20 protein-coding genes are annotated in these 22,078 nt (G+C 54.8%); 9 read left to right on the forward strand and 11 right to left on the reverse strand.

Going from position 1 to position 22,078, the window contains the following annotated elements; translation table 11 throughout:
- Window positions 1–150: 150 nt before the first annotated feature.
- Window positions 151–414, forward strand: a complete 264-nt coding sequence (locus tag B4O97_RS16660; RefSeq protein WP_083052601.1) for a co-chaperone GroES — start codon at window positions 151–153, stop codon at window positions 412–414.
- Between the two features lie 57 nt (window positions 415–471).
- Here B4O97_RS16660 and B4O97_RS16665 read toward each other — a convergent pair whose 3' ends face one another.
- Window positions 472–2,913 carry an ATP-dependent DNA helicase gene (locus B4O97_RS16665; protein WP_083052602.1) on the reverse strand — a complete coding sequence of 814 codons (2,442 nt, stop codon included), beginning with the start codon at window positions 2,911–2,913 and terminating at the stop codon, window positions 472–474.
- Window positions 2,910–3,716: a purine-nucleoside phosphorylase gene (locus B4O97_RS16670; RefSeq protein WP_083052604.1), complete on the reverse strand. Its 807-nt coding sequence runs from the start codon at window positions 3,714–3,716 to the stop codon at window positions 2,910–2,912. Before B4O97_RS16670 ends, B4O97_RS16665 begins: the two co-directional genes overlap by 4 nt.
- A 177-nt stretch (window positions 3,717–3,893) precedes the next feature.
- On the opposite strand from B4O97_RS16670, the gene lysC reads away from it, so the two are divergent.
- Both lysC and B4O97_RS16680 read left to right on the forward strand, forming a co-directional pair.
- A complete protein-coding gene (gene lysC / locus B4O97_RS16675; RefSeq protein WP_083052606.1) occupies window positions 3,894–5,237 on the forward strand; it encodes a lysine-sensitive aspartokinase 3 in 1,344 nt (447 codons plus the stop codon).
- A complete protein-coding gene (locus tag B4O97_RS16680) occupies window positions 5,237–6,094 on the forward strand; it encodes a diaminopimelate epimerase (RefSeq protein ID WP_083052608.1) in 858 nt (285 codons plus the stop codon). Before lysC ends, B4O97_RS16680 begins: the two co-directional genes overlap by 1 nt.
- Window positions 6,095–6,134: 40 nt before the next feature.
- Here the strand turns inward: B4O97_RS16680 and B4O97_RS16685 are convergent, their stop codons facing one another.
- The 5 genes from B4O97_RS16685 to murG are packed head-to-tail and all read right to left on the reverse strand — an operon-like array spanning window position 6,135 to window position 11,438.
- A complete protein-coding gene (locus tag B4O97_RS16685; protein ID WP_083052609.1) occupies window positions 6,135–7,496 on the reverse strand; it encodes a sigma-54-dependent transcriptional regulator in 1,362 nt (453 codons plus the stop codon).
- On the reverse strand, window positions 7,486–8,658 hold the full coding sequence (locus B4O97_RS16690; protein WP_083052611.1) for a two-component system sensor histidine kinase NtrB: 1,173 nt from the start codon (window positions 8,656–8,658) through the stop codon (window positions 7,486–7,488). The genes B4O97_RS16685 and B4O97_RS16690 overlap by 11 nt, the downstream gene beginning before the upstream one ends.
- Window positions 8,655–9,827 (reverse strand): hypothetical protein, encoded by a 1,173-nt coding sequence (locus B4O97_RS16695; protein WP_083052612.1) that lies wholly within the window; start codon window positions 9,825–9,827, stop codon window positions 8,655–8,657. The genes B4O97_RS16690 and B4O97_RS16695 overlap by 4 nt, the downstream gene beginning before the upstream one ends.
- Window positions 9,820–10,320, reverse strand: a complete 501-nt coding sequence (locus tag B4O97_RS16700) for a CvpA family protein (protein ID WP_158084365.1) — start codon at window positions 10,318–10,320, stop codon at window positions 9,820–9,822. The genes B4O97_RS16695 and B4O97_RS16700 overlap by 8 nt, the downstream gene beginning before the upstream one ends.
- A complete protein-coding gene (gene murG, locus B4O97_RS16705; RefSeq protein WP_083052615.1) occupies window positions 10,317–11,438 on the reverse strand; it encodes an undecaprenyldiphospho-muramoylpentapeptide beta-N-acetylglucosaminyltransferase in 1,122 nt (373 codons plus the stop codon). The genes B4O97_RS16700 and murG overlap by 4 nt, the downstream gene beginning before the upstream one ends.
- Before the next feature lie 189 nt (window positions 11,439–11,627).
- Between murG and B4O97_RS16710 the strand changes: the two genes are divergently transcribed.
- The 6 genes from B4O97_RS16710 (at window position 11,628) to B4O97_RS16735 (ending at window position 17,309) form a co-directional block, all read left to right on the forward strand.
- Window positions 11,628–12,458 (forward strand): phosphate ABC transporter substrate-binding protein, encoded by an 831-nt coding sequence (locus B4O97_RS16710; protein ID WP_083052681.1) that lies wholly within the window; start codon window positions 11,628–11,630, stop codon window positions 12,456–12,458.
- Between the two features lie 155 nt (window positions 12,459–12,613).
- Entirely contained in the window at window positions 12,614–13,483 is an 870-nt protein-coding gene (gene pstC / locus B4O97_RS16715; RefSeq protein ID WP_083052617.1) for a phosphate ABC transporter permease subunit PstC, read from the forward strand.
- On the forward strand, window positions 13,483–15,123 hold the full coding sequence (gene pstA / locus B4O97_RS16720; protein WP_083052619.1) for a phosphate ABC transporter permease PstA: 1,641 nt from the start codon (window positions 13,483–13,485) through the stop codon (window positions 15,121–15,123). Before pstC ends, pstA begins: the two co-directional genes overlap by 1 nt.
- A gap of 11 nt (window positions 15,124–15,134) precedes the next feature.
- On the forward strand, window positions 15,135–15,893 hold the full coding sequence (gene pstB / locus B4O97_RS16725; protein WP_083052620.1) for a phosphate ABC transporter ATP-binding protein PstB: 759 nt from the start codon (window positions 15,135–15,137) through the stop codon (window positions 15,891–15,893).
- Between the two features lie 25 nt (window positions 15,894–15,918).
- Window positions 15,919–16,581 carry a phosphate signaling complex protein PhoU gene (gene phoU, locus B4O97_RS16730; protein ID WP_083052622.1) on the forward strand — a complete coding sequence of 221 codons (663 nt, stop codon included), beginning with the start codon at window positions 15,919–15,921 and terminating at the stop codon, window positions 16,579–16,581.
- 11 nt (window positions 16,582–16,592) lie between these two features.
- Window positions 16,593–17,309, forward strand: coding sequence for a response regulator transcription factor (locus tag B4O97_RS16735; RefSeq protein WP_083052623.1), 717 nt, complete (start codon window positions 16,593–16,595; stop codon window positions 17,307–17,309).
- Here the strand turns inward: B4O97_RS16735 and B4O97_RS16740 are convergent.
- From B4O97_RS16740 to uvrB, 4 genes are read right to left on the reverse strand one after another with little or no spacing between them, the layout of a single operon-like run.
- On the reverse strand, window positions 17,293–18,312 hold the full coding sequence (locus B4O97_RS16740; RefSeq protein ID WP_083052625.1) for a GGDEF domain-containing response regulator: 1,020 nt from the start codon (window positions 18,310–18,312) through the stop codon (window positions 17,293–17,295). The two genes, B4O97_RS16735 and B4O97_RS16740, sit on opposite strands and share 17 nt — an antisense overlap.
- 22 nt (window positions 18,313–18,334) lie before the next feature.
- Window positions 18,335–19,657 (reverse strand): DUF445 family protein, encoded by a 1,323-nt coding sequence (locus tag B4O97_RS16745; RefSeq protein WP_083052626.1) that lies wholly within the window; start codon window positions 19,655–19,657, stop codon window positions 18,335–18,337.
- A 9-nt stretch (window positions 19,658–19,666) separates the two neighbouring features.
- Window positions 19,667–20,077 carry an SH3 domain-containing protein gene (locus tag B4O97_RS16750; RefSeq protein WP_083052628.1) on the reverse strand — a complete coding sequence of 137 codons (411 nt, stop codon included), beginning with the start codon at window positions 20,075–20,077 and terminating at the stop codon, window positions 19,667–19,669.
- Between the two features lie 15 nt (window positions 20,078–20,092).
- Window positions 20,093–22,078, reverse strand: coding sequence for an excinuclease ABC subunit UvrB (gene uvrB, locus B4O97_RS16755; protein WP_083052629.1), 1,986 nt, complete (start codon window positions 22,076–22,078; stop codon window positions 20,093–20,095).

Consider the following 22,078-nt stretch of genomic DNA (forward strand, 5'->3'; position numbering starts at 1 on the left):
CAGAAAAGCCTATCGACCGCCGCCTGTTCATGCATATCTATGTGCGTTCGCCCTGCCCTTGACCCTTTTTGCCCTGATCCGTATATTTCCATTGATTCTACTGCAATCGAAAAGGAAAAATCCTATTACAATTGGAATCAGGAGGAAGATATGAAGGTTAATCCCATCGGTGATCGCGTATTGGTGAAACTTGAAGAGGTGGAGGAAAAGACCGCGAGCGGTATCTTTATTCCCCAGACTGCTCAGGAGAAAACTCAGACCGGTATTGTTGAGGCCGTCGGGGATGACGAAAGCATCACCGTAAAGCCGGGGCAGAAGGTAATGTACGACAAGTATGCCGGCACTACCATCAAGGTTGACGGAAAGGATATGCTCCTCGTCCGTATGTCCGACGTCATGGCAATAATCGAATAAAACGACCAGTTCAGTCCTGTACAAGGGCCTTCCGTCGCAATGACGGAAGGCTTTTTTTCAGCTCTCCCGGGAATACAGAAAGGATTCGAGCTCCCGCAGAATAGTATCCCGGGTTCCGAAACATCGCCTGGTTGCAGGAAGGGAATCAAGAAAAACCCCGCCGTAGTTCTTCTTCAGAATCCTGGGATCACAGATTACCACCGCCCCCCGGTCGGAGGAGGAGCGGATCAGACGACCGAAGCCCTGCTTGAAACGCATAACCGCCATGGGAAGGGAAAGCTGAAAGAATGAGTTGCCTCCCCGGGCTTCGACGGCTTCCATACGGGCCTGGAGTACCGGGTCGGAGGGAACGGTAAAGGGCAGCCGGAAAAGGATAAGCAGGGTAAGGGTTTCTCCGGGGCTGTCCACCCCTTCCCAGAATGATTCGGTTGCCAGCAGAACGCTCCCCGTATCGCTGTTGAAACGCTCCAGCAGCCGGCTTCGATCGTCATCCCCCTGACGAAGGACCGAAATACCCGCTTCCTCCAGAGGAGGAGCCAGGAAATCATGGACCTCCTTCAGCATGGCGTAGGAGGTAAAGAGCAGAAGCCCCCGCCCTTCACTCAGGAGCAGAAGATCCCTGGCCAGACGGGCGGAGAAATCGATGTAGTCCGGCTCCTTCGGGTCCGGGGCCTCCTGGGACACACACAGAAGAACATTGGATTTGTAGGGGAAGGGAGAGGGGAATCGTCCTGTATGATGGGGATACTCCGTAAGCCCCATCCGATCCTCCCAGTAGCTGAAATTCTCCTGGATGGTCAGGGTTGCGGAGGTCATGATCACCGTGTCGAAGGGATCATACACCGCTTCCCGCATAAGGGAGCTGACCTCCAGGGGGCTGACGGTAAAAAACAGATGAGTTTCCCGGCCGATTCGTTTGGCCTCGATCCAGAAAACCTGGTCGGGACGGTTTTCCCGCTCCCTGAAGGAATCGCAGACCATAAGAAATCCGGAGAGACGTCGCTGGATAACCTTCAATTCGTGCAGGGCAGGTTCCTCTGCAGCGTCATCGGGCAGGGACTCGGCGATTCGGCCCAACAGGGTATAGAGTTCACCCAGGGGTTTGCGGATCTCGGCTATCTGGTTTGAAACCACAAGATCAATACCCTCTTCCGCCCCATGAACAGCAGCACCCCTCAGACGATAGCTCGACGCCCCGGACATAAGGGGAAGAATGGCAGCCTCCGCCGCTTCCAGGGCCTCCCGCAAATTGCCGATGGCCTGGGGGGCCCGGGAACTCAAGCGGGTGTCCGGAACCAGGGGTTCAATCTTGACCAGGGCCCCGAAGCTGCGATTCCTGCGTCGACGGAGAAGCCGGGAAAGCTGTTTGTAGATGGACAGGCGTCCGAGGCTCATGGAAAAATAGGAGGTGGCGTTGCGCTCCACATTATGGGCTTCGTCAAAGACGATTTTGTGAAAAGGCGGGAGCACCGCGGTACCTTCAAAACCGAGCTCCTCCAGCCTCAGGGCAAGATCGGAAAAAAGCAGATGATGGTTTACCACCAGCACCTGGGCGGCAGCGGCCTTGCGGCGGGCCCGTATCACAAAACAGTTTTCCCGATGCCGGCAGCGAAGGCCCAGGCAGGAATCCGCCTCGGAGTTGATCCGGTTCCACAGTTCCCTGGGAGGCAGAATGGGCAGATCGCTCAGGGAACCCGTCTCAGTCACCCCGGCCCATTCTCTGATGGATTCCAGGTCGTGTCCCTCTTCCCGAAACAGGGAATCCTCCTCCAGGGCCTCGTTCAACCTGTGCAGGCACAGATAGTTTCCCCGTCCTTTTACCAGGGCGCAGGAAACCCTGGACTTCATGATTTTCAGGACCGTGGGAATATCCTTGTCCAGAAGCTGGTTCTGAAGATTGATGGTACCCGTGGATATCACCACCCGCTGGCGGTTCTTTTCCGCCCAGGCGATGGCCGGAACCAGATAGGCGAAGGACTTTCCAACCCCGGTCCCTGCTTCGATAAGACTGACATCGTTCTCGTTGAAACTGCGGCAGACCTCTTCGACCATGGCGATCTGGGAATCCCGTTTCTCGTACCGGATCTCCTCTGCCAGAGGTCCCTCGGGAAGAAGCAGCCCCGTCAGCATTGCCGAATCAAGAGCTGAAATCTCTGATTCCCTGACCGCCTCGGACACCACGTAGATATCGCTGACCTGGTTGTCAATTATGTAAAAGCCGACCCCCCGATTGCCCAGGTAGGAGGCTATTCCCAGATCGGCACTGCTGGGTGTAAGGTTGCCGGAGGGATGATTGTGAATAACCACATCCGCCGTTTCCAGGTAGGGGCTCAGGGCGGGAACGGAAATCCTGTTTCCCCGGGCCCCGATCATTACGGAAGAAACGAGTCCTTCGTCGTTTATCGTCCCGATAAAAAAGACCTCATTACCCGAAGCCTCCGCGACAGCATCGGATATATTGTCCACTATATGGGGCAGAAAGTAGTCCTGGATTCTCATTCCGAGGCAAGCAGTTCCATCACGGTTTCGACAATACCCCTGAAATGCGTTTCGACCCTGGCGGCAGTATCGATTACCTCCTGGTGATTCAGGGGCTGATCCAGAATTCCGGCGGCCATGTTGGTAATGCAGGAGAAACCTACTGTTCCCATACCCAGGTAATTCGCCATAATAACCTCGGGCACCGTTGACATTCCCACCATGTCGGCCCCGATTTTTTCCAGCATTCTGATTTCCGCCGGGGTCTCGTAACAGGGACCGCTCAAGCCCGCATACACCCCCTCCTTAAGGGGATATTCGAGCCTGGCACTGATACGCTTTCTCAAAGCCCGGGAATAGGCATCGCTCATATCCGGGAACCGGGGACCAAGATCCCCGTTGTTGGGTCCCACGAGGGGATTTGCGCCCATGAGATTAATATGGTCCCGGATCAGTACAATCTGTCCCGGCTCAAAATCGGGATTTATGCCCCCTGCTGCATTTGTGACGATCAGTCGTTCCACTCCAAGGGCTTTCAGAAGCAGTACCGGTTTGACTACATCCTGTATGGCGTGTCCCTCGTAGTAGTGGAAACGTCCCGCCAGCAGGGCATAATCTCTGCTGATTTTCAGGAAACCCCGGTGGCCTTCAACGGTGGGTCTGGGCATACCCTGGATCTGTGAATAATCGATCGCCGTTCCGGACAGGGAATCCGCGATCTTCGACAGACCGGAACCGAGGATTACCCCTGTCCGGGGCCTGAACTCTGTACTCTTTTCCAGGGACTTCCGGAAGGCTTCTATCGTAGTGTAATAGTCCGCCATAATTTTACCTCCTGACCACATGAAGGGAATTATCCCCGCTGATAAGGAAAAGATCAAGCAAGCAGTGTCCTCCGCGGAGAACCGGGCAATACCTGCACATTGACAGAAATTTTTCAACATGGTACTAGAGGAAAATCATTTTATTATAGCCTTGCCGCTTACCATAAGGAGCATGACATGGTGGTTATGAAATTTGGCGGTACCTCCGTCCAGAACGGTGAATTTATCGATCGGGCCCTGGATATCGCGGAGAAACAGCTCGACAGCGCACCCCTTCTTATCTCATCGGCCATGGGCAAAACCACTGACGCCCTGGTTGCGATTACCGATCTTGCCGAACAGGGCATGTTCGGTGAGGCTGAAAAAGAGCTGAACACCCTGAAGGACAGACACCTGGCCGTAGTGGAAGGATTTCTGAGCGGTCAGGAGCTTGCTGACTGCCGACGGGCCATCGATGAGCTCTACCTTCAGCTGATCGCCCTGGTACGGGGATCGAGCCTCCTCCATGAATGCAGCCCCCGAAGCCGCGACGCGATTCTGGCGTTCGGGGAGCTTCTGGCCACAACCATCATCTATTACCGTGCTCTGGCCCGGGGAATGGACGCTCATTGGATTGATTCACGGGACTGCATTATTACTGATGACAACTTTACCAGCGCTGCTCCCGATTTTGATGCCACAAACAAAGCGATAAAAAAACACGTAAAACCCCACCGGGGCCGCCTCATTATTGCCCAGGGATTTATCTCCCGCACCGCCGAAGGTACCACCACAACCCTGGGACGGGGAGGCAGCGACTATACTGCCGCTATCTTCGGAGCCGCCCTCAAGGCTGAAGAGGTACAGATATGGACCGATGTTAACGGTATCCTGACCTCCGATCCCCGGCTGGTGCCCGGTGCGCGCACAATCGACAAGATAACCTACGACGAGGCCGCGGAGCTCGCGTTCTTCGGTGCCAAGGTCGTGCACCCCAGTACCATCCAGCCCGCGATCCGTCATGGTATTCCCGTGTGGGTCAAGAACAGCGGAGACCCGAATCATCCCGGGACCCTTATCTCCTCCGAGGTCTCAGGAAGCGGGCTGCGGGCGATCGCAGGCAAAAAAGGTGTTACCCTTATGAATATATCCTCCTCGAGAATGCTGAACGCCTACGGCTTTCTGAGCAGGATATTCACGATTTTCAACACCTATAAAACCTCCGTAGATCTCGTGGCCACTTCGGAGGTCAGCGTCTCCATGACCATCGACAACACCAGGTTCCTCAGGGAGATAACCGAAGAACTCGAAAAACTGGGACAGGTAAAGATCGTACAGAAAGCGGGCATTATCTGCATGGTCGGTTTCAATCTGTGGAGGGACTCCGCATTCATCGCCCGGGCCTTTTCCGCCCTGGAAGGAATCCCCATAGAGATGGTATCCCTGGGGGCTTCGGATATAAACCTCTCCTGCGTTGTTCCGGACGAATACGCTGACCAGGCAATCAGGACCTTACACCAGAAGCTTCTTGAGGAGAGTTAGTGAACCTTCCGTTTTATAAATTGAGGGTTGGTAAAAACGATACGCTCCTTGTAAATCTTATGGGGGACGCTCTTCCTGATGAGGAGATTCTTCCCTTCATCGTGCGCAGTATGTGTCGGCGGCATCGAGGCATCGGTGCCAACGGGCTGGCAATCCTGCTGGACCATCCAGAGGCCGGGGCAGACCTCCGCTGTTTCAATCCCCGGGGAGAAGAGCTGAAGAGCTTTTTCGATCCCCTCCTGGGTGCCGCCAGGTACCTGTTTGACTCCGGCTTCGCGGGAACCAGGGCCATTACCATCTCCACCCCCGGGGGAATCAAGAGCGTCGAAGCCATCGACAGCGCCAACTTCCGTATTTCCCTGGGAAAGCCTCTTGATATCGAAGGGAATCAACTGAAGGAGATGATAAGCAGGGACACGGGCAGGTACCTTTCCCTGGATGGTAAAACCTATCCCGTTACCCCGGTTGTCCTCGGTCAGCTATTCGGGGCCCTCTTTTTCAACACGCATCCCAGAAAAGGGAAGAAGAAGACCGGCAGGGCCCTGGCCAAGGCGGGGCTCTTTGCCAGGGAGTTTCATCCCCTGTTTATCCAGCTCTATTCGGACGATGACATATCCTTCTGGCCCTGGTGGAAAAAAGGCTACGGACTCCGGGAGACAAGTCTTGCCGCCGGGGCCGCGGCTGTAGCGGCGGCGGTCAGAGGGTTTACCAGCCGCTCGCTGATGACCCGCTGCGGAAAGGATGATTTCTACATTGAATGGAAGGACCCCGAGGGAGAACTCCTTTTAACCGGGGGTGCAGAATATGTCTTTACCGGGGATTACTACTTCGACGAGGAACCCTTTTACAGCGAATAGGGGGCCCTCAGGAAGCCCCCCCCTGAATCACGACAAGCCTTTATATTTCGTTTATGTCATACTCGCTGATTTTTCGGTGCAGGGTCTTGCGGCCTATGCCCAGAACCTCTGCGGTCCTGCTCTTGTTGCCGTTGCAGTAATTGAGGGTACTCTCGATAATAACCCTCTCGGCTTCCTCCATACTGACCCCGAGATCGATCTTGATGTAGGTTCCCTCTTCTCCGGTGACCACACTGGGAGGAAGGTCTTCGGTGGTGATAATATTTCCCTTGCAGAGCACCACCGCGCTCTCTATCGAGTTTCTGAGTTCCCGGATATTCCCGGGCCAGGAATAGTTATAGAGGGCAAGATTCGCTTTATGGTCAATTCCCTCGATACTCTTGCCGTTCTCCCCGGCGAACTCCTTGAGAAAGGCGGCAGCCAGCAGCGGGATATCCTCCTTTCGTTCCCTCAGGGGAGGAACATGGATATTCACCACATTGAGACGGTAGTAGAGGTCCTCGCGGAAATTCCCCTTTTCTATCTCCGCTTTCAGGTCCCGGTTGGTGGCCGATATTATACGCACGTCCACCTCCTGGGTCTCCTCTCCTCCTACGCGCTCGAAGCGCTTTTCCTGAAGAACCCGCAGGATCTTTATCTGCACCGACTGGGAGATCTCCCCGATTTCGTCCAGGAAAATCGTACCCGTGTGGGCCAGCTCAAAACGCCCCCGCTTGCGGGCCACCGCCCCGGTAAAGGCACCTTTTTCATGGCCGAAGAGTTCGCTCTCCAGAAGGCTCTCCGACAGGGCGGCACAGTGAACCTTTATGTGGGCTTTGTCCTTGCGGGGAGAGAGCTTATGTATGGCATCGGCAATCAGTTCCTTGCCAACACCGCTTTCTCCGGTAATAAGCACCGATGCCTTGGTGGCGGCAACCTGTTCCACCACCTCCATGACCCGACGCATCTGGGAACTCTTTCCTATTATCCTGGCGTAGCGGTTTCGCTCCCCGATAAGATCGATCTCCTCCTGCAGCGCCCGGTGCTGGAGGACAAGTTCCCGGTTCTGAAGGGCCCGTTTTACCATAAGGGAGAGGCGGTCCAGGTTCAGGGGTTTGGTGATAAAATCATATGCCCCGTCCCGCATGGCATTGACGGCGGATTCGATGGTACCGTGGCCGGTCAGAATGATGACCGGTACCGTGGGATAGGCGGAGGCGACCTTTTTTAACAGCTCCTCTCCGGACATCTCGGGCATCTTGAGGTCGGTAATGATAAGATCGATCTCTTCAGAGTTGATTACAGCCAGGGCTTCCTTGCCGTCTGCAGCCAGAAAGACGTTGTAGTCCTCCAGCTCCAGGGCCTTGCCGAGACCTTCGCGAATATTCTTTTCGTCATCTACAATCAGTACATTAAACTTCATTGCTCTGCCATCCTAGTAAACGCTGCTCCTTCTGCGGAACAGGCAGGGTTATGGTAAAGGTGGTGCCTTCCCCTTCCCGGCTCTCCAGGTTTATCTCGCCCTGATGCTCTTTGATTATCTTGTAGACCAGAGTCAGCCCCAGGCCGGAGCCAAAATCCTTGGTGGTAAAATAGGGTTCGAATATCTTGGTCATATTCTCTTCCGGGATACCGACTCCCGTATCCCGTATGGAGAGCTCCACCTGGTCGTCCCTGGCAATGGTTTCGACCCGCAGGGTTCCCCCCTCGGGCATGGCGGATATGGCGTTCTTGACGATATTCAGAAGCGCCTGCTTCATGTATTTTACATCCAGCTGCAGTTCGGGCATCCTGTCGTCCAGGTTGAACTCCAGTCGGATCTTCTGTTCTTCCAGCTCGTAGTGGATAAACTCAAAGAGTTCGTGAACAAGATCATTCAGGTTCTGGGCGACAAGATTGACGTCCATGGGACGGACTGCAAAAAGGAAATCGACGATTATACCGTTGAGGCGATCCACCTCTTCATTGACGATATCCAGGTAGTTCTGGATCGTCTCGGTATTCTTTCCGTTTGCTCCGTTGCCCAGGGCCTTCTGAATGAGCTGAATATGGATACTGATGGAGCCCAGAGGGTTCTTGATCTCATGGGCCACTCCGGCTGTCAGGGTTGTAAGGGCAGCGAGGTTTTCGGCCCGACGCAGGCGGGCCTCCTTGGCCTTCTTTTCCGTAATATCCTCGATATGGAGCAGTCCGCCCTGAATACGTCCTTCCCGCACCAGGGGCATCATGGTACAGGAGAGCACCCGGGTCGAAGCGCTGGTCTGCAGGGAGATCTCCTTGTCCTCGATGTTCTCATGCTCCACCAGGGCTTTATGAAAGAACTCGCTCAGGCTGCTGTCCGCAAGGGCGTCCCACAGGGGCCGCTCAACAACGTCGCCGTTCTTGAAGGGAAAGAGCCTTTCCGCCGCCTTGTTCAGCAGTATTACCGAATGCTTCTCATCAAGGACCACAACTCCATCGGTCATGGAATAGAGGACCATCTCAAGAAGTTCATTCTCCTGGACAACATCCATAATGAGGGAGCGTATCTGGTCTATATTGAGTTTTCCGATCTTTTTCAGGGCCCTGTTCAGAAACTTTCTCACCGGACCCCTCCGTACAGAAGTCCTTCAAGGAGCAGATCGGGATTCTGGTTGTAGCCTTCGAACATCTTCCTGGCCCGGGTAAGCCGGTCAAGCAGGTTTTCCATCCGGGCAAGATCCACTCCGGGAAGTCCCTCACGAAGCCTGAGTCGAAGAAGCTCCTGGACCTCTTCCAGGAGAGGAAGAAAACGCTCTTTTTTCTGGAGCATGCTGAAAACTTCCGAGAGGTCTCCCTGAGAGTCGTTTCCCAGGGCCAGGTCGGCGACGGTTTCGGCATGCCTGCGAATCTCGCCGGCCCCCAGATCAAAACCGAGGAAATACTCCCTGAGGGAACGGAATTCCCCGGAGGGTTCCCGGAAAATTCTGTCCAGGACCTGACGCTCTCCCCGGCTGTCCCGTTCCTTGAAGGCATAGGGCCGCACCCGGGACAGGATTGTCGGGATGAGGGCGGCCCGTTTGGAAGTGGTCAGGATAAAGTGAACGCCCTCCGGCGGCTCCTCCAGGATTTTCAGAACCGCGTTGCGGGCCGAATCCATCATGGACTCGGCATTCTCCATAATAATGATTTTCGCTTTACCATGTCCCGTTGTCCGGGCCCAGTATGCAAGATTCCGCACCATAAAGATGGGAATATGGCTCAGATTCGAAGCCTTCAGTACGGATGCCGCCTCTTTGGCGATGGAAGAGATGATCTTTTCCGCCCTGGTTTCGGCAAGTTCTCCCGCCGCCGGGTCAAGCTCGTCCAGCAGTTCCTCGAGGGCATCAAGGGAGGAACGGGCTCCTTTGAGCCTGCTTTCTTCCCCTTCCCAGAGCCAGGGATCGAAACGCCGCGTCAGCTTGCGCGCCCCCCGGATAACCAGGTAACGGGCAAAATCCTTTCGGGAGCGGCGCAGGACCTCGAGACTGCCATCCAGTTCCTGCTGGAAATAACGGGGCCCGAGCATGCCCAGATCCGGATGGGTCAGGGTACGATGCTTGCGGCAGTCCGGACAGGAGCAGGACCACTCCCGTTCCCGGGAACAGCTTAATCCCCGGGCCAGTTCCAGAGCGGCGGAGAGTTTTCCGCAGAAGGAGGGGCCGAAAAAAAGCAGTGATGAAGGAAGACGCTGGTTCTCCAGATCTTCCATGAGGCGTGATATTACGTGTTCCTGATCAAGAATGTTTTCAAACACCTTTATAGCTCTCTCCCAGGGGAATATGTCCGGGAATCTGCGTTTCCGGCAGAACCCCGGTTATAAACTGTGCAAAAAGACTCTCGTCGATTATCCGACGGGTATCGACAAAGGGCTGGGTCTCAAGGACAAGGAGGATCAGAACACTCAGAACAATTCCTTCGCCAAGTCCCCAGAAGAAGCCCAGAGCCCTGTCGAGATTTTCCAGGTGTACCGCTTCGATAAGCCGATACAGAAGGCCTTCTGCTATCTTCAGAATTAAATATACGGACAGAAAGATTGCCAGAAAAGCTATAACCCTGTTCCAGGGAGAATCGCCAAATACTCCGGCCAAAAAGTCCCCTCCGGCGGCGGAAAACAGGATTCCCCCCACAATACCGCCGCCGATGGCGGCTACTGCAGCGAGCTCGGTAATAAAGCCCTTTATGAGGCACCTGATTACCATGACCAGCATTATGGTTGCAAAAATATAGTCCAATACCCCCGGATTCATCGGTGAAGAACCGTCTCCCCGTAAATTTTCATTATCAGATCTCCACAGCTTTGGGCAGCGTTGAGTCCGCATATCCGCCTTGCGGCCTCTCCCATGCGCAGGCGGATCTCCTGGGAGGAAACCAGCTCCAGAACGGCCTTCCTCAGAAAACCGGCCGATGCCTCATCTCCGGAAAGTATCCGGGCGGCCCCCCGCTCTGCAAAGAATGCTGCGTTACGCAGCTGATCCCCCCGGCTGCCCTCCGTTCCAAGGGGAATCAGAAGCATTGCCTTTCCCAGGGTTCCGCACTCCCACAGGGTTCCGGCCCCCGCTCTGCTTATAACTACATCCGCTGCCGCCAGAACGTGGGGCATCTCCTCGTGAATATACTCCCGCCGTACATAGCCGGGTCGGGGACTGTCGCTCCCGTTTCCCCCACCGGTCTGGTGCAGAACCTCCGCATGAGGCAGGATATCATCTATCACCTCCGCCATAAGCAGGTTTATCTGCTGTGCCCCCAGGCTGCCGCCTATAACCAGGACCAGGGGTTTATTCCCCGGGAGTCCGAAACTCCGTCGGCCAATTTCGGGGTCCCCTTCGAGCATGGCCGGACGTACGGGGTTCCCGGTAAGCACAAGTTTTTCGGCAAGGGAGGATGTAAAGTACTCCCGGGTCTTGTCGTAGGAGATACATATTCTGTCCGCGAAGCGGGCGTTGAGCCTGGTGGCGAGCCCGGGATCCAGATCCGATTCATGGGTAAGAACGGGCACACGACAGATTCTCGCTGCGATTACCGGAGGAACCGAAACATAGCCGCCCTTGGAAAAGAGCAGAACCGGTCTGTACTTCAGCATGAACACCAGGGATTTACACAGGGCAAGGGCGATTAAAAAGAGATCCGTCACATTTTTAAGGGAGAAATAGCGCCTGAGCTTTCCCGAGGGAACAGAGAAAAAGGGAATCCCATGCTTTTTCAGGATCTCCCCCTCCATTCCCTTTCCTGAACCTATCCAGAGGATATCTTCAGAAGAGATTCTTCCCTTTTTTTTCAGCTCATCAATGATTGCCAGACCCGGATATACATGACCGCCGGTGCCCCCACCGGTAAAAACAAGCAGTTTTCGTGTCCCTGTGTTCATATGGAATCTCTTCTCCGTAAACGAGATTACCACAGCCTCCGCTGCTTGTGCAACGAACAGAACCGCAGTCCGCGATTCCGGAAAACAGATAAAAGCCGGGAATTTAACCTATTCCTAACATGTCTTTCATACAGTTCTTATCCGGGGATTTTATCTCTTAGTCATCATTCAGTTTCTATGGAGGAAAAAATGAAAAAGACTTTGATTCTTGTTTCCCTGCTTCTTGCTGCAGGGCTCGTGTTTGCAGGCGGCCAGCAGGCCGCCGGGAGCAGCGACGGTCTCTCCGGCAATTACGCCTTCGGCGGATCCACCACCCTGGAAGGCTTCCTGAGACCCGCCATCGATGAGTTTACCGAAATGCACCCCGGTGTGACCATCTCCTACGATGCCCCCGGTTCTTCCGCAGGGGTCAAGGGCGCCCTGGACGGGACCTACGATCTGGGCGCAGCCTCCCGTAAGATCAAGGATTCGGAAAAGGCGGACGGCGCTGTTCCGGTGGTAGTGGCCCTGGACGGAGTAGCGGTGGTGGTCAACAAAGAAAGCGTTACTATCAGCAACCTCGGCATGGACCAGATCCGGAAGATCTTTTCCGGAGAGATAAGCAACTGGAGCGTCCTGGGGGGTCCCAATGCGGAAATCGTAGTGGTAAACCGTGACGAAGCTTCCGGTACCCGGGCTGCCTTCGGCGATATTACCCTGGGGGACGCAAAGTTTACCGACAAGGCGATTATCACCACCGGCAACGGAGACATGGTTGCCAAGGTAGGGTCCACGCCCTACGCCATCGGCTACTGCGGATTTGCCTACATCGACCGGGAGCCGGGGACAAAAGCGGTTACCGTGGATGGCGTTGAGCCCTCCATGGAGAACGTCCTCAGCGAGAAATTCCCCATCCAGCGCCCCCTGAACATGGTTCATACCGGCGACCTGGACGATGTGGAGCAGGCTTTTCTCGATTACCTGCTCTCCGAAGACGGCCAGGCCATCATAGAGGAAGAAGGGTTCATATCCGTTCGGTAAGACACTGCTTTCATAAAGAAAAGTCATCGGCGATCGGCCCCTCCCCGGCGGGGGGGCCATTCTTTTAACAGAACTCTAACATAACTTTTATCCGCCCTTCATACGGCACTCGTTATATATATACGAGTAAAAACAAGGAGTGGCACGTTTTGAACATGAAAAAACTGCGGGACAGTACGGCCAGGGGCATCTTCGCTTTTTGCGCCTTTGTTTCCGTTCTGAGCGTCCTTTTCATTACTGTTTTCATCTTCCTCGAAGGTCTGCCGCTGTTCCGGGTAACCGGAGTTCTGGATTTTGTCTTCGGTACCGTATGGGAACCGACGGGAGATCCTGCACGTTACGGGATACTTCCTTTTATCGCCGGTTCCATCTGGGTCACCTTCGGTTCCCTGATTCTTGCCCTTCCCGTGGGTCTTTCCGTGGGAATCTTCATGGCCGAGTACGCACGAGGCCGCTTTGCCAATACCGTCCGGTCGGTGGTTGAACTCCTGGCGGGAATCCCTTCGGTCATTTACGGTCTCTTCGGATATATAGCCATCGCACCCCTGGTGCGCAACCTTACATCCAGCAATACAGGATTGGGAGTGCTGACAGCGTCCATTGTGCTGGCCATCATGGTTCTTCCCACGATTATCAATATCACCGAGGTATCCCTGCGGGCGGTGGCCCCGGAGCTGAAGGAGGCATCCCTTGCCCTGGGGGCCACCCACTGGCAGACAATAGTCCATACCCTGGTTCCGGCGGCGCGATCCGGGATTCTGGCAGGAATCGTTCTGGGAATGGGCCGCTCCATAGGAGAGACCATGGCGGTTCTGATGGTGGCGGGGAATGCCGTTACCATGCCCACAGGTCCCCTTTCGCTGGCACGGACCCTTACCATGAACGTGGCCACCGATATGTCCTATGCCTCGGGAGACCACTGGACCAGCCTTTTTACGACGGGAATGGTCCTGTTCGTTTTTATCCTCGTCATCAACATCTCGGTTCAGATGCTCATGAAGAAAGCCGTAAAGGACATGAAATAATGGAATTATCCCGCTCGACCCGCATAAGCAAACTGGAAGAAAATATTGCCCGTGGCTTTGTCTGGCTTTTTGCCGGCCTTACCATCATTATCCTGGTCTGGATTGTAGGCTATATTCTCTTCCGGGGTTTCTACTCCCGGCAGTATATTCCCTACGATGTTCTGCCCATAGAAGAATCGGTAATCCCCCTGGAAGGAACGGATGACCAGGGACTGCGGATTATCGTCAACAAAAAGATAAAAATCCGGGACCTCACGGAATCTCAGCTGAACGAGATCTATTCCAAACGACGCCGGGAAAACTGGGGCTTCTATACCCGTCAGGACCTGGACGTCCAGCCCTTTGCCCTGAAAGCGGCTCCGGACTCAAAGGAATTCGCAGATGCCGCAGCCCGGGCGGTACTGCCCGAGGGAAAAGAGTTCAGCAAGTATACAAGCTTTGTCTCCGGTTTTGACGAAATGGCGGACATGGTGGCAAAAACCCCCGGAGCCATCGGATTTGTGCCCTCCGATTACAAGGGCTCCTTAAACCGGGTAAAAACTGTACCCCTCCGGAGGTTCAGCGTCTTTTTCAGCCCCGGGACAGTTAAAATTGAGAAGAACAAAAAGCTTCAGGAGCTGGATCAGGAGAAGCTACAGAGGATCTTCCAGGGAACTTCAAGAAACTGGCTTGAGCTGGGAGGGATCGATCTTGAGATTCTTCCAGCCCTGTACCTGTACAACGACAGCTTTACAGAGCAGCTGGAGGATCTCGTATCCGTCGGTTCTCTGGAAGAGTCGGGGATTCCCGTATTTACCGATAAAGACAAGTATTTCGACTACATCGCGTCGACCCCCGGATCCATCGGCATCGCCCTGTACGATGAAGTACATGACCGGGACCTTCCTTCCGTTCCGGTTATCAGAAAAGAGACCGGTCCCAACCTTACCCTGAGCTTTCTGCTGGAAGCCCCTTCCCGTTCCGGGGCCTGGGGAGGTATATCCTACATCATTATAAATACCCTGCTGCTTATCGCCTTCACCCTGCTCTTCTCCACCCCCGTCGGAGTCGCCGCAGCCATCTACCTGGTCGAATACGCCAGACAGGGTCCCCTGGTAAGATTTCTCCGCATGGGTACGGAGACCCTGGCGGGTATTCCCTCCATCGTTTTCGGCCTTTTCGGACGTATATTCTTCGTTCAGATCCTGGGCATGGGGATAGGATTCCTTTCCGCCACCCTGACGGTAACCCTTATGATACTGCCCACCATCGTACGGACATCAGAGGAGGCCCTGTCCGCGGTTCCGGGTACCTACCGGGAAGGATCCCTTGCTCTGGGGGCGACCAAGCTGGATACCATCTTCAAGGTAGTCCTTCCCGCGGCGAGCCCGGGAATCCTCACGGGGATTATTCTGGGGATCGGCAGGGTGGTCGGCGAGACCGCTGTCCTGCTCTACACCCTGGGTTCAAGCTACGAGCTGGTGGCGGGACCGAGTTCCCCGGCGCGGGTTCTTTCCCTCCACCTGTACCTGCTGTTCTCCGAGGCCGTCTCCTTTGACAGGGCCTTCGCCACCGGAACGGTGCTGATTTTTATCATTCTCATTGTCAATCGCATGACGACCCGGATGATCGGCCGCATGAACCGGATGTCCGGCAAATAGAGGAGTTTCATATGGATTCTACTGTTAAAATTAAATGCAGCAATCTCAATCTGTTCTACGGGGATTTTCAGGCCCTCCACGACGTCTCCATGGATATCGAAAAAGGGAAGGTGACCGCCCTTATAGGTCCCTCGGGCTGCGGAAAATCGACCTTTATCCGGGCCCTGAACAGAATGAACGATATCATCGACTCCGTAAGCATAAACGGAACCATCGAATACGACGGAATGGATATCTACTCTGACTATGATGTAATAGAACTCAGAAAGAAGATCGGGATGGTTTTTCAGAAACCCAACCCCTTTCCCATGAGTGTCTTTGACAACGTGGCCTACGGTCCCAGGCTGCACGGTATCAAGGATAAAAACAGGCTGGAGGAGATCGTGGAAACCTCCCTGAAGCAGGCGGCCATCTGGGACGAGATCAAGGACCGGCTCCATAAGCCTGCCCTGGGAATCTCCGGCGGTCAGCAGCAGCGGCTCTGCATAGCCCGCACCCTGGCGGTAAACCCGGATGTGGTACTGATGGATGAACCCACCTCCGCCCTGGATCCCATATCCACATCCCGGATAGAGGACCTTATTGATGAGCTGAAGCAGAAATATACCATCGTGATCGTCACCCACAACATGCAGCAGGCCGGCAGGGTCTCCGATTACACCGCCTTTTTCCTGAACGGAGTAATCGAGGAGTTCGGCACCACGGAGCAGATCTTTTTCAAACCCGAAAATCCGCAGACCGAAGCCTACATAAGCGGAAAATTCGGCTGAGAAACAGGCAGGGAGAAAACAGATTATGCCAGGCACACGAAAACACTTTTCCGAGGAACTGAAGGATCTGCATCAGAGCCTGTTGAAGATGGGAATACTGGTGGAAGAATCCATACAGAAATCCATCATCGCACTGAAAGGGCACAACAGCGAACTGGCCGGACAGATCATACATGATGATGAGGATATCAACAGGGCGGAAACCGGAATACTCGATCACTGCACCAAACTCCTGGCCACACAGCAGCCCGTGGCCGGCGACCTCAGGACCATCGTCACAGCCATCAAGGTCGCGACCCAGCTGGAACGAATAGGAGACCATGCCGTGCACATTGCAAAAAGTGTTCTGAAACTATCGGAGGACCCCTTTATCCGGGATCTGATCGACATACCCCGCATGGCAAAGATCTGCCAGGCCATGATCCGGGATATTCTCACCGCTCTCATAAACAATGACGGTGACTACGCCCGGGAAGTAGCAGCCAGGGATGACGAGGTGGATAATCTTTACTACCGGATTACCCGTGAACTCGTTACAGGAATGACAGAAGACAAGGCAAAGATTAACCAGGGTCTTGAGCTGATTTTTGTTGTCCGGTACCTCGAGAGGATGGGCGACCACGTTACAAATATCTCGGAGCTGATAATCTATAATACCTCCGGCAGACATGTGGAATTAAACAGATAGGGAAGATCGGCATGCCACAGCTCGGCGAAACAGTACTGATAATTGACGATGAACAGTATATTCGTGAACTCCTGGAGTACAACCTGGAAAAGGAAGGATATTCCGTCATCCCCGCCGCAAGCGGAGAAGAGGGGCTGGATCTTGCCAGACGGAATCATCCTGCCCTGATCATCCTCGATTTGATGCTCCCGGGAATCGACGGCATCGATGTCTGCCGCAGGTTGAAAAAGGACCCCCGTACCGCTGATATCCCCATCATCATGGCCAGCGCCAAAGGCGAGGACGCCGATATTGTGGTGGGTCTTGAAATCGGCGCCGATGATTACATTACAAAGCCCTTCAGTCCCAGGGTGATGGGTGCCCGTATTCGCGCAGTTCTGCGCAGAAAGGATCAAAAAGGGCTCCCCCGGGAAAATGAGTCTTCTTTCAGTATTCATGGAATATCCGTCGATACAAAGAGACATCAGGTCCATTGCGGCGGAGACCATGTGAACCTCAGCGTCACCGAGTTCTCCATACTTGAGTTTTTAGCCAGGAATGCAGGCTGGGTTTTCTCCCGGAACCAGATAATCGGTGCCGTAAAAGGAGAGTCCTATCCCGTTACCGAACGGGCGGTGGACGTACAGATCCTCGGACTGAGAAAGAAACTCGGAGATTACGGCCGATACATAGAGACCATCCGGGGGGTCGGGTATCGTATGCGGGAAGAGTCTATTCCATCATCGTAAGATTACGTCCCTTCTGTTTGGCCCGGTACATGGCGGCATCAGCCCGGGCAATCCAGGCTTCCCGGCTCTCCCCCGAGTGATACTGGGCGACCCCCAGGGAGGCGGTGACTGAAAGCTCCAGATCACCGGTATCAATTGCGCAGTCCATAAGGGACAGACGAAAACGTTCGGCTATGGTGAAGGCCTGGTCCTTGTAGGTATTGGGCAGGACCATAAAAAACTCCTCTCCTCCGTATCGCCCCGCATGGTCGTATTTTCGCAGGGTTTCCTGCAGCAGACGGCCGATCTCTTTGATAACCACATCTCCCACGGGATGTCCGTAATTATCATTGATCGGCTTAAAATGGTCTATGTCCATCATTATACCCGACAGAGGATCCTCGGTCCGGAGGGCCCGGTCAATCTCGATATCGATAATGGAAAACAGGCTCATCCTGTTCAGAAGTCCGGAGAGCATATCGTACTTGGCAATCCGTTCCAGCTTGGCCTTGGATCGCTCAAGCTCCTCTTTTTCGGTCTCCATTACTTCCAGGGTCTGTTTCAGGTGCAGGTGCCGGTCGAGGATTTTGCTGGCAAGCTCTTCCTCCTGTTTTACAGCCTGGCGAAAAAACTCCCGCTCCTCGAAAAGACGCATCTGACTTTTTAAACGGATGTACGCAGCCTTTATGCGGGTCTGAAATTCGAGCTTGCGGACAGGCTTCTGGATATAATCATCGGCGCCTTCTTCCAGGGCATCCTTTAAGCGTCGTTTTTCATGAGCGCTCAGGATAATCTGAAGAGGCCGCTGAAAATAGCGTTTTCTGAATTCAATGGCCAGTTCTTTCCATGGTGGGTCCTTCACATCGAGATCGATCAGGATAATGTGAATATCCGTTTCCTGCAGATATGCAAGAGCATCGGCGGAGCTCCCGGCAGGGATAACGGTATACGATTCTTCCATCAGATACCGGCTCATCTTTTTCAGATCGTCGGGATTGCTGTCAATTAACAGAATACGGGTCATATACCCTCATTTTTTTTATTAATCAGCCCCGAAGGACCATAAGCAGAACCTGAAATCCACCAAGAACTGCTCCAAGAAGTGCCCCGAAGATGTTAATCCACTTGAGCTGCTTCTTTATTACTTCTAATAATAGTGATTCCACCTCAGCAATGGCAAGGCTGTCGATACGTAAAATCACCAGCTTTTCTATATCCATAACATCCAGGGCCAGGGGTACAGCCTTTACCAGGAGTCCCAGAACGAGGTCCCGAATAAGGGGTATAAGAAGCTCGCTTCCTCCGCTGTCCCATTGCACAAGCTCACCCAGGCTCAAGCTTTCGGGAACCAGAGAAAGAATACCCGCCGTCGTAACCCCTGATTCCGGCCTGAACAGGTCGACTCCGCTGAAGAGTGTATCCACGACCCCCGCAAGCTCGTCAATCTTTTCCGGTTCAAGAAAATCACCCACCGGTTTGTCGAGGTTGTGCTCCAGATACTCCCGCGCCGCGGCGAGCAGCCCCTTTACGGTATCCGGAGATTCAAGGCTCTCCTCCAGGTTCTGTACAAAGCGGTCCACAAGATAGGACATGTTCTCTTCCATGCTCCGGTGGTACTGCCCCGCCACGACCACCAGGCGCTGGATACCCGAGAGACTGTCCACCGCGTCACGGAAAAGCATAATACCCCGCCGGTGAAGTTCCTGCCGCGTCGACCGCCTGTTGAGCCACTGGATCAGCAGGCGGCGAAGGGAGGGAAGCAGACCGGCGAAAGCGGCGGTCAGAGCCTGAACGGCTTCCGGACTGAGGAGTTCATCCAGTCGCCGTTTTTCCCGTATGTGCCGGTGAAGGACCCCGGCAGTCAGTTCTCCCGCCGGACCAAAGACCTTCCGATCTCCGGATTCATCCTGATCGGGCCCCAGATAGATCCGGAAAAGTCCCCGGATCAGGGCGTTTCCCAGGCTGTGGATGCCCGGGGAACCGGCAAGTTCCTTCCACAGGGGAGAGAACCTGCCCAGGGGTGATTTATCGGGATTCCTGATAAGCGACGAGATCGTAAGCGGACTCAGGATATCCCCGCCCCGGCGGATGGCCGCCTCCAGGCCCTGAATAAATCCCGGGGTCTGCATCTGGGCGGTAACAGCCTCAACGGTGAAGAGTTCTCCGGAAACCTGACGGGCGATGCTGCGGGCGAGCTCATGCCGCTGCTTCGGGATAATCCCCGGGGTAAAGGGCACCCTCAGCCCCAGGAACCTCTTTTCCCTGTGGGGGCGAAAAAGCATGGTTATGGCAATCTTGTTGGTAATATACCCGATCAGGGCCCCCACCAGGGGAGGTATAAGGTAGAAAACAAGAGGAGGAAGGGTCATATTCCCGGATTACCGTGTTTCCCTGGCGGCCCTCAGGGCCTGTTCCCTGCTGCCGTAGAGTTCCACATAAGCGCCGAAGACCCATCCTATAAGACCGTCGTAGGATACCTGGTACCAGTAGTTTTCGTAGCCCTCGAGGAAGACCTTTTCGGGAGACTGGGAAAGGACCTCCAGCACTACACCCCGGCGGTTCCAGAAGGTGGTAACTACCTCGCTCTGGGGATCGGGTTTGTCTCTCATCCTCAGATGGGACGAAGCGATAACCCCCCACTTCTCCCGCATGGACAGAAGGGATGTGGGGGGAAGTTCAATATTTGTCAGCGCCTCTTCTTTGGAACAGCCCGTCAACGCCAGAAGTATACCGAAGGCTCCAAGGAGCATATATTTTTTACTGCCCATATTTTGGAGGGATTTTATCATAAATACCCTTCCCTGTCAGTCCTCGCCCTTGAGGCGCTGAATTTCATCCCGGATAAGGGCGGCCTTCTCGAACTCCAGGTTCTTTGCCATCTCGAGCATCTCCTTCTCCAGGGCCTTGATCAGAGCTGCCTTCTCCTTTGGAATAAGTACGTTGAAACTGCGCTTCAGAACCTCCAGGGCCTGCTCCTCCGCGGCCCGGCTCTCCTCTTTCTGCCGCACCAGAATATCGTGAATGGACTTTCTGACCGACTGGGGTGTAATCCCGTGGGTCCGGTTATACTCCTCCTGAATACTGCGCCGGCGTTCGGTCTCATCGATAGCGGTTTTCATTGCCTCGGATATCCTGTCGGCGTACATAAGCACACGTCCATCCAGGTTACGGGCCGCCCGGCCGATGGTCTGAATCAGGGATGTGGCACTCCGCAGGAAACCGATTTTATCCGCATCGAGGATGGCGATCAGGGCGACCTCCGGCAGATCAAGCCCCTCCCTGAGAAGGTTGATTCCCACCAGAACGTCGAAAACCCCCTGCCTCAGCTGGGTAAGGATCTCCACCCGCTCGATGGTTTCCACCTCCGAGTGAAGGTATCGTACCCGTACTCCCAGATTTGCCAGGTAGTCCGTCAGGTCCTCGGACATCTTTTTCGTGAGGGTGGTGATAAGCGTCCGGTATCCAAGGGCTGTGGTGGCCCGTATCTCGCCGTAAAGGTCTTCGATCTGTCCCTCCGTGGGACGAACCTCGATGCCCGGGTCCAGAAGCCCGGTGGGACGGATAATCTGCTCCACCACCCGTGCGGATCGCCGGATCTCCTCCTTTCCCGGGGTCGCGGAGACGAAGATGGTCTGGTCCAGGATCTGCTCGAACTCGCCGAAGATCAGGGGACGGTTGTCCAGCGCCGAGGGGAGCCTGAATCCGTGGTTAACGAGATTCAGCTTCCGGGAGCGGTCCCCCTCGTACATAGCCCCTACCTGGGGCAGGGTTACGTGGCTCTCGTCGATCATGGTAAGGAAGCCCTGGGGAAAATAGTCGAGCAGCACCGAGGGCCGCTCTCCTTCTATCCTGTTTGAAAGGTGCCGGGAGTAGTTTTCGATACCCGAACAGTAGCCCATCTCCTCCATCATCTCAAGATCGTACTCCGTGCGGGTCTTGAGGCGCTGGGCTTCCACGATTTTTCCCTCTTCGGTAAAGCGGCGGTACTGCTCCTCCAGTTCCTCCCGGATATCAGCCAGGGATTTCTGGATCTGGTCCTCCGGCATCACGAAGTGCTTGGCGGGATAGATAACGCAGTGGTCACGCTCATCCAGTACCTGCATCCCCACCGGGTCGATCCGCCGTATGCGGGCGATGGTGTCCCAGTCAAGCTCCACCCTGAAGGCGTGTTCGGTGTAGGCCGGGTAGATCTCGATCACATCTCCCCGGATCCGGAAATTACCCCGGTCCAGAATATGGTCATTCCGTTCGTACTGCAGGGAGATCAGCTGCCTGCTGATGGAAGCGATGTCCGCCTCATCACCGACCTTGAGCCGGAGACGCATCTCGTGGAAGGACTTCGGATTTCCCAGGCCGTATATACAGGAGACGGTGGCCACGATTATCACGTCTTCCCGCTCCATCAGCGATGAGGTGGCAGAGAGCCTGAGGCGGTCAATCTCGTCGTTTATGGAGGCATCCTTTTCGATGTACAGGTCCCTGGAGGGAACGTAGGCCTCGGGCTGGTAGTAGTCGTAATAGGAGACAAAGTATTCCACGGCGTTGTCGGGAAAAAAGTCCTTGAACTCCCGGTAGAGCTGGGCCGCCAGGGTCTTGTTGTGGGAGATAACCAGGGTCGGTCTCTGGACCTCCTCGATGATTCTGGCCATGGTAAAGGTCTTGCCCGAACCGGTTACCCCCTTCAGGGTCTGAAATCGGTCTCCCTCCTTCAGGCCTTCCACCAGCTTGGCGATTGCCTGTCCCTGGTCACCGGCGGGGGCAAAGGGGGATACTACACGAAAACGGGGCAT

The sequence above is a fragment of the Marispirochaeta aestuarii genome (assembly GCF_002087085.1).
Taxonomy (GTDB): Bacteria; Spirochaetota; Spirochaetia; order JC444; family Marispirochaetaceae; genus Marispirochaeta; species Marispirochaeta aestuarii.

Bases quoted from the DNA above. Each gene is read 5' to 3' on its own strand.
- phoU (WP_083052622.1), top strand. From the start codon at position 15,919: ATGCCAGGCACACGAAAACACTTTTCCGAGGAACTGAAGGATCTGCAT.
- lysC (WP_083052606.1), top strand. From the start codon at position 3,894: ATGGTGGTTATGAAATTTGGCGGTACCTCCGTCCAGAACGGTGAATTT.
- B4O97_RS16740 (WP_083052625.1), bottom strand. From the start codon at position 18,312: ATGACCCGTATTCTGTTAATTGACAGCAATCCCGACGATCTGAAAAAG.
- murG (WP_083052615.1), bottom strand. From the start codon at position 11,438: ATGAACACAGGGACACGAAAACTGCTTGTTTTTACCGGTGGGGGCACC.
- pstC (WP_083052617.1), top strand. From the start codon at position 12,614: ATGAAAAAACTGCGGGACAGTACGGCCAGGGGCATCTTCGCTTTTTGC.
- B4O97_RS16710 (WP_083052681.1), top strand. From the start codon at position 11,628: ATGAAAAAGACTTTGATTCTTGTTTCCCTGCTTCTTGCTGCAGGGCTC.
- uvrB (WP_083052629.1), bottom strand. From the start codon at position 22,078: ATGCCCCGTTTTCGTGTAGTATCCCCCTTTGCCCCCGCCGGTGACCAG.
- B4O97_RS16670 (WP_083052604.1), bottom strand. From the start codon at position 3,716: ATGGCGGACTATTACACTACGATAGAAGCCTTCCGGAAGTCCCTGGAA.
- pstB (WP_083052620.1), top strand. From the start codon at position 15,135: ATGGATTCTACTGTTAAAATTAAATGCAGCAATCTCAATCTGTTCTAC.
- B4O97_RS16665 (WP_083052602.1), bottom strand. From the start codon at position 2,913: ATGAGAATCCAGGACTACTTTCTGCCCCATATAGTGGACAATATATCC.
- B4O97_RS16660 (WP_083052601.1), top strand. From the start codon at position 151: ATGAAGGTTAATCCCATCGGTGATCGCGTATTGGTGAAACTTGAAGAG.
- B4O97_RS16700 (WP_158084365.1), bottom strand. From the start codon at position 10,320: ATGAATCCGGGGGTATTGGACTATATTTTTGCAACCATAATGCTGGTC.
- B4O97_RS16685 (WP_083052609.1), bottom strand. From the start codon at position 7,496: ATGAAGTTTAATGTACTGATTGTAGATGACGAAAAGAATATTCGCGAA.
- B4O97_RS16750 (WP_083052628.1), bottom strand. From the start codon at position 20,077: ATGATAAAATCCCTCCAAAATATGGGCAGTAAAAAATATATGCTCCTT.
- pstA (WP_083052619.1), top strand. From the start codon at position 13,483: ATGGAATTATCCCGCTCGACCCGCATAAGCAAACTGGAAGAAAATATT.
- B4O97_RS16735 (WP_083052623.1), top strand. From the start codon at position 16,593: ATGCCACAGCTCGGCGAAACAGTACTGATAATTGACGATGAACAGTAT.
- B4O97_RS16745 (WP_083052626.1), bottom strand. From the start codon at position 19,657: ATGACCCTTCCTCCTCTTGTTTTCTACCTTATACCTCCCCTGGTGGGG.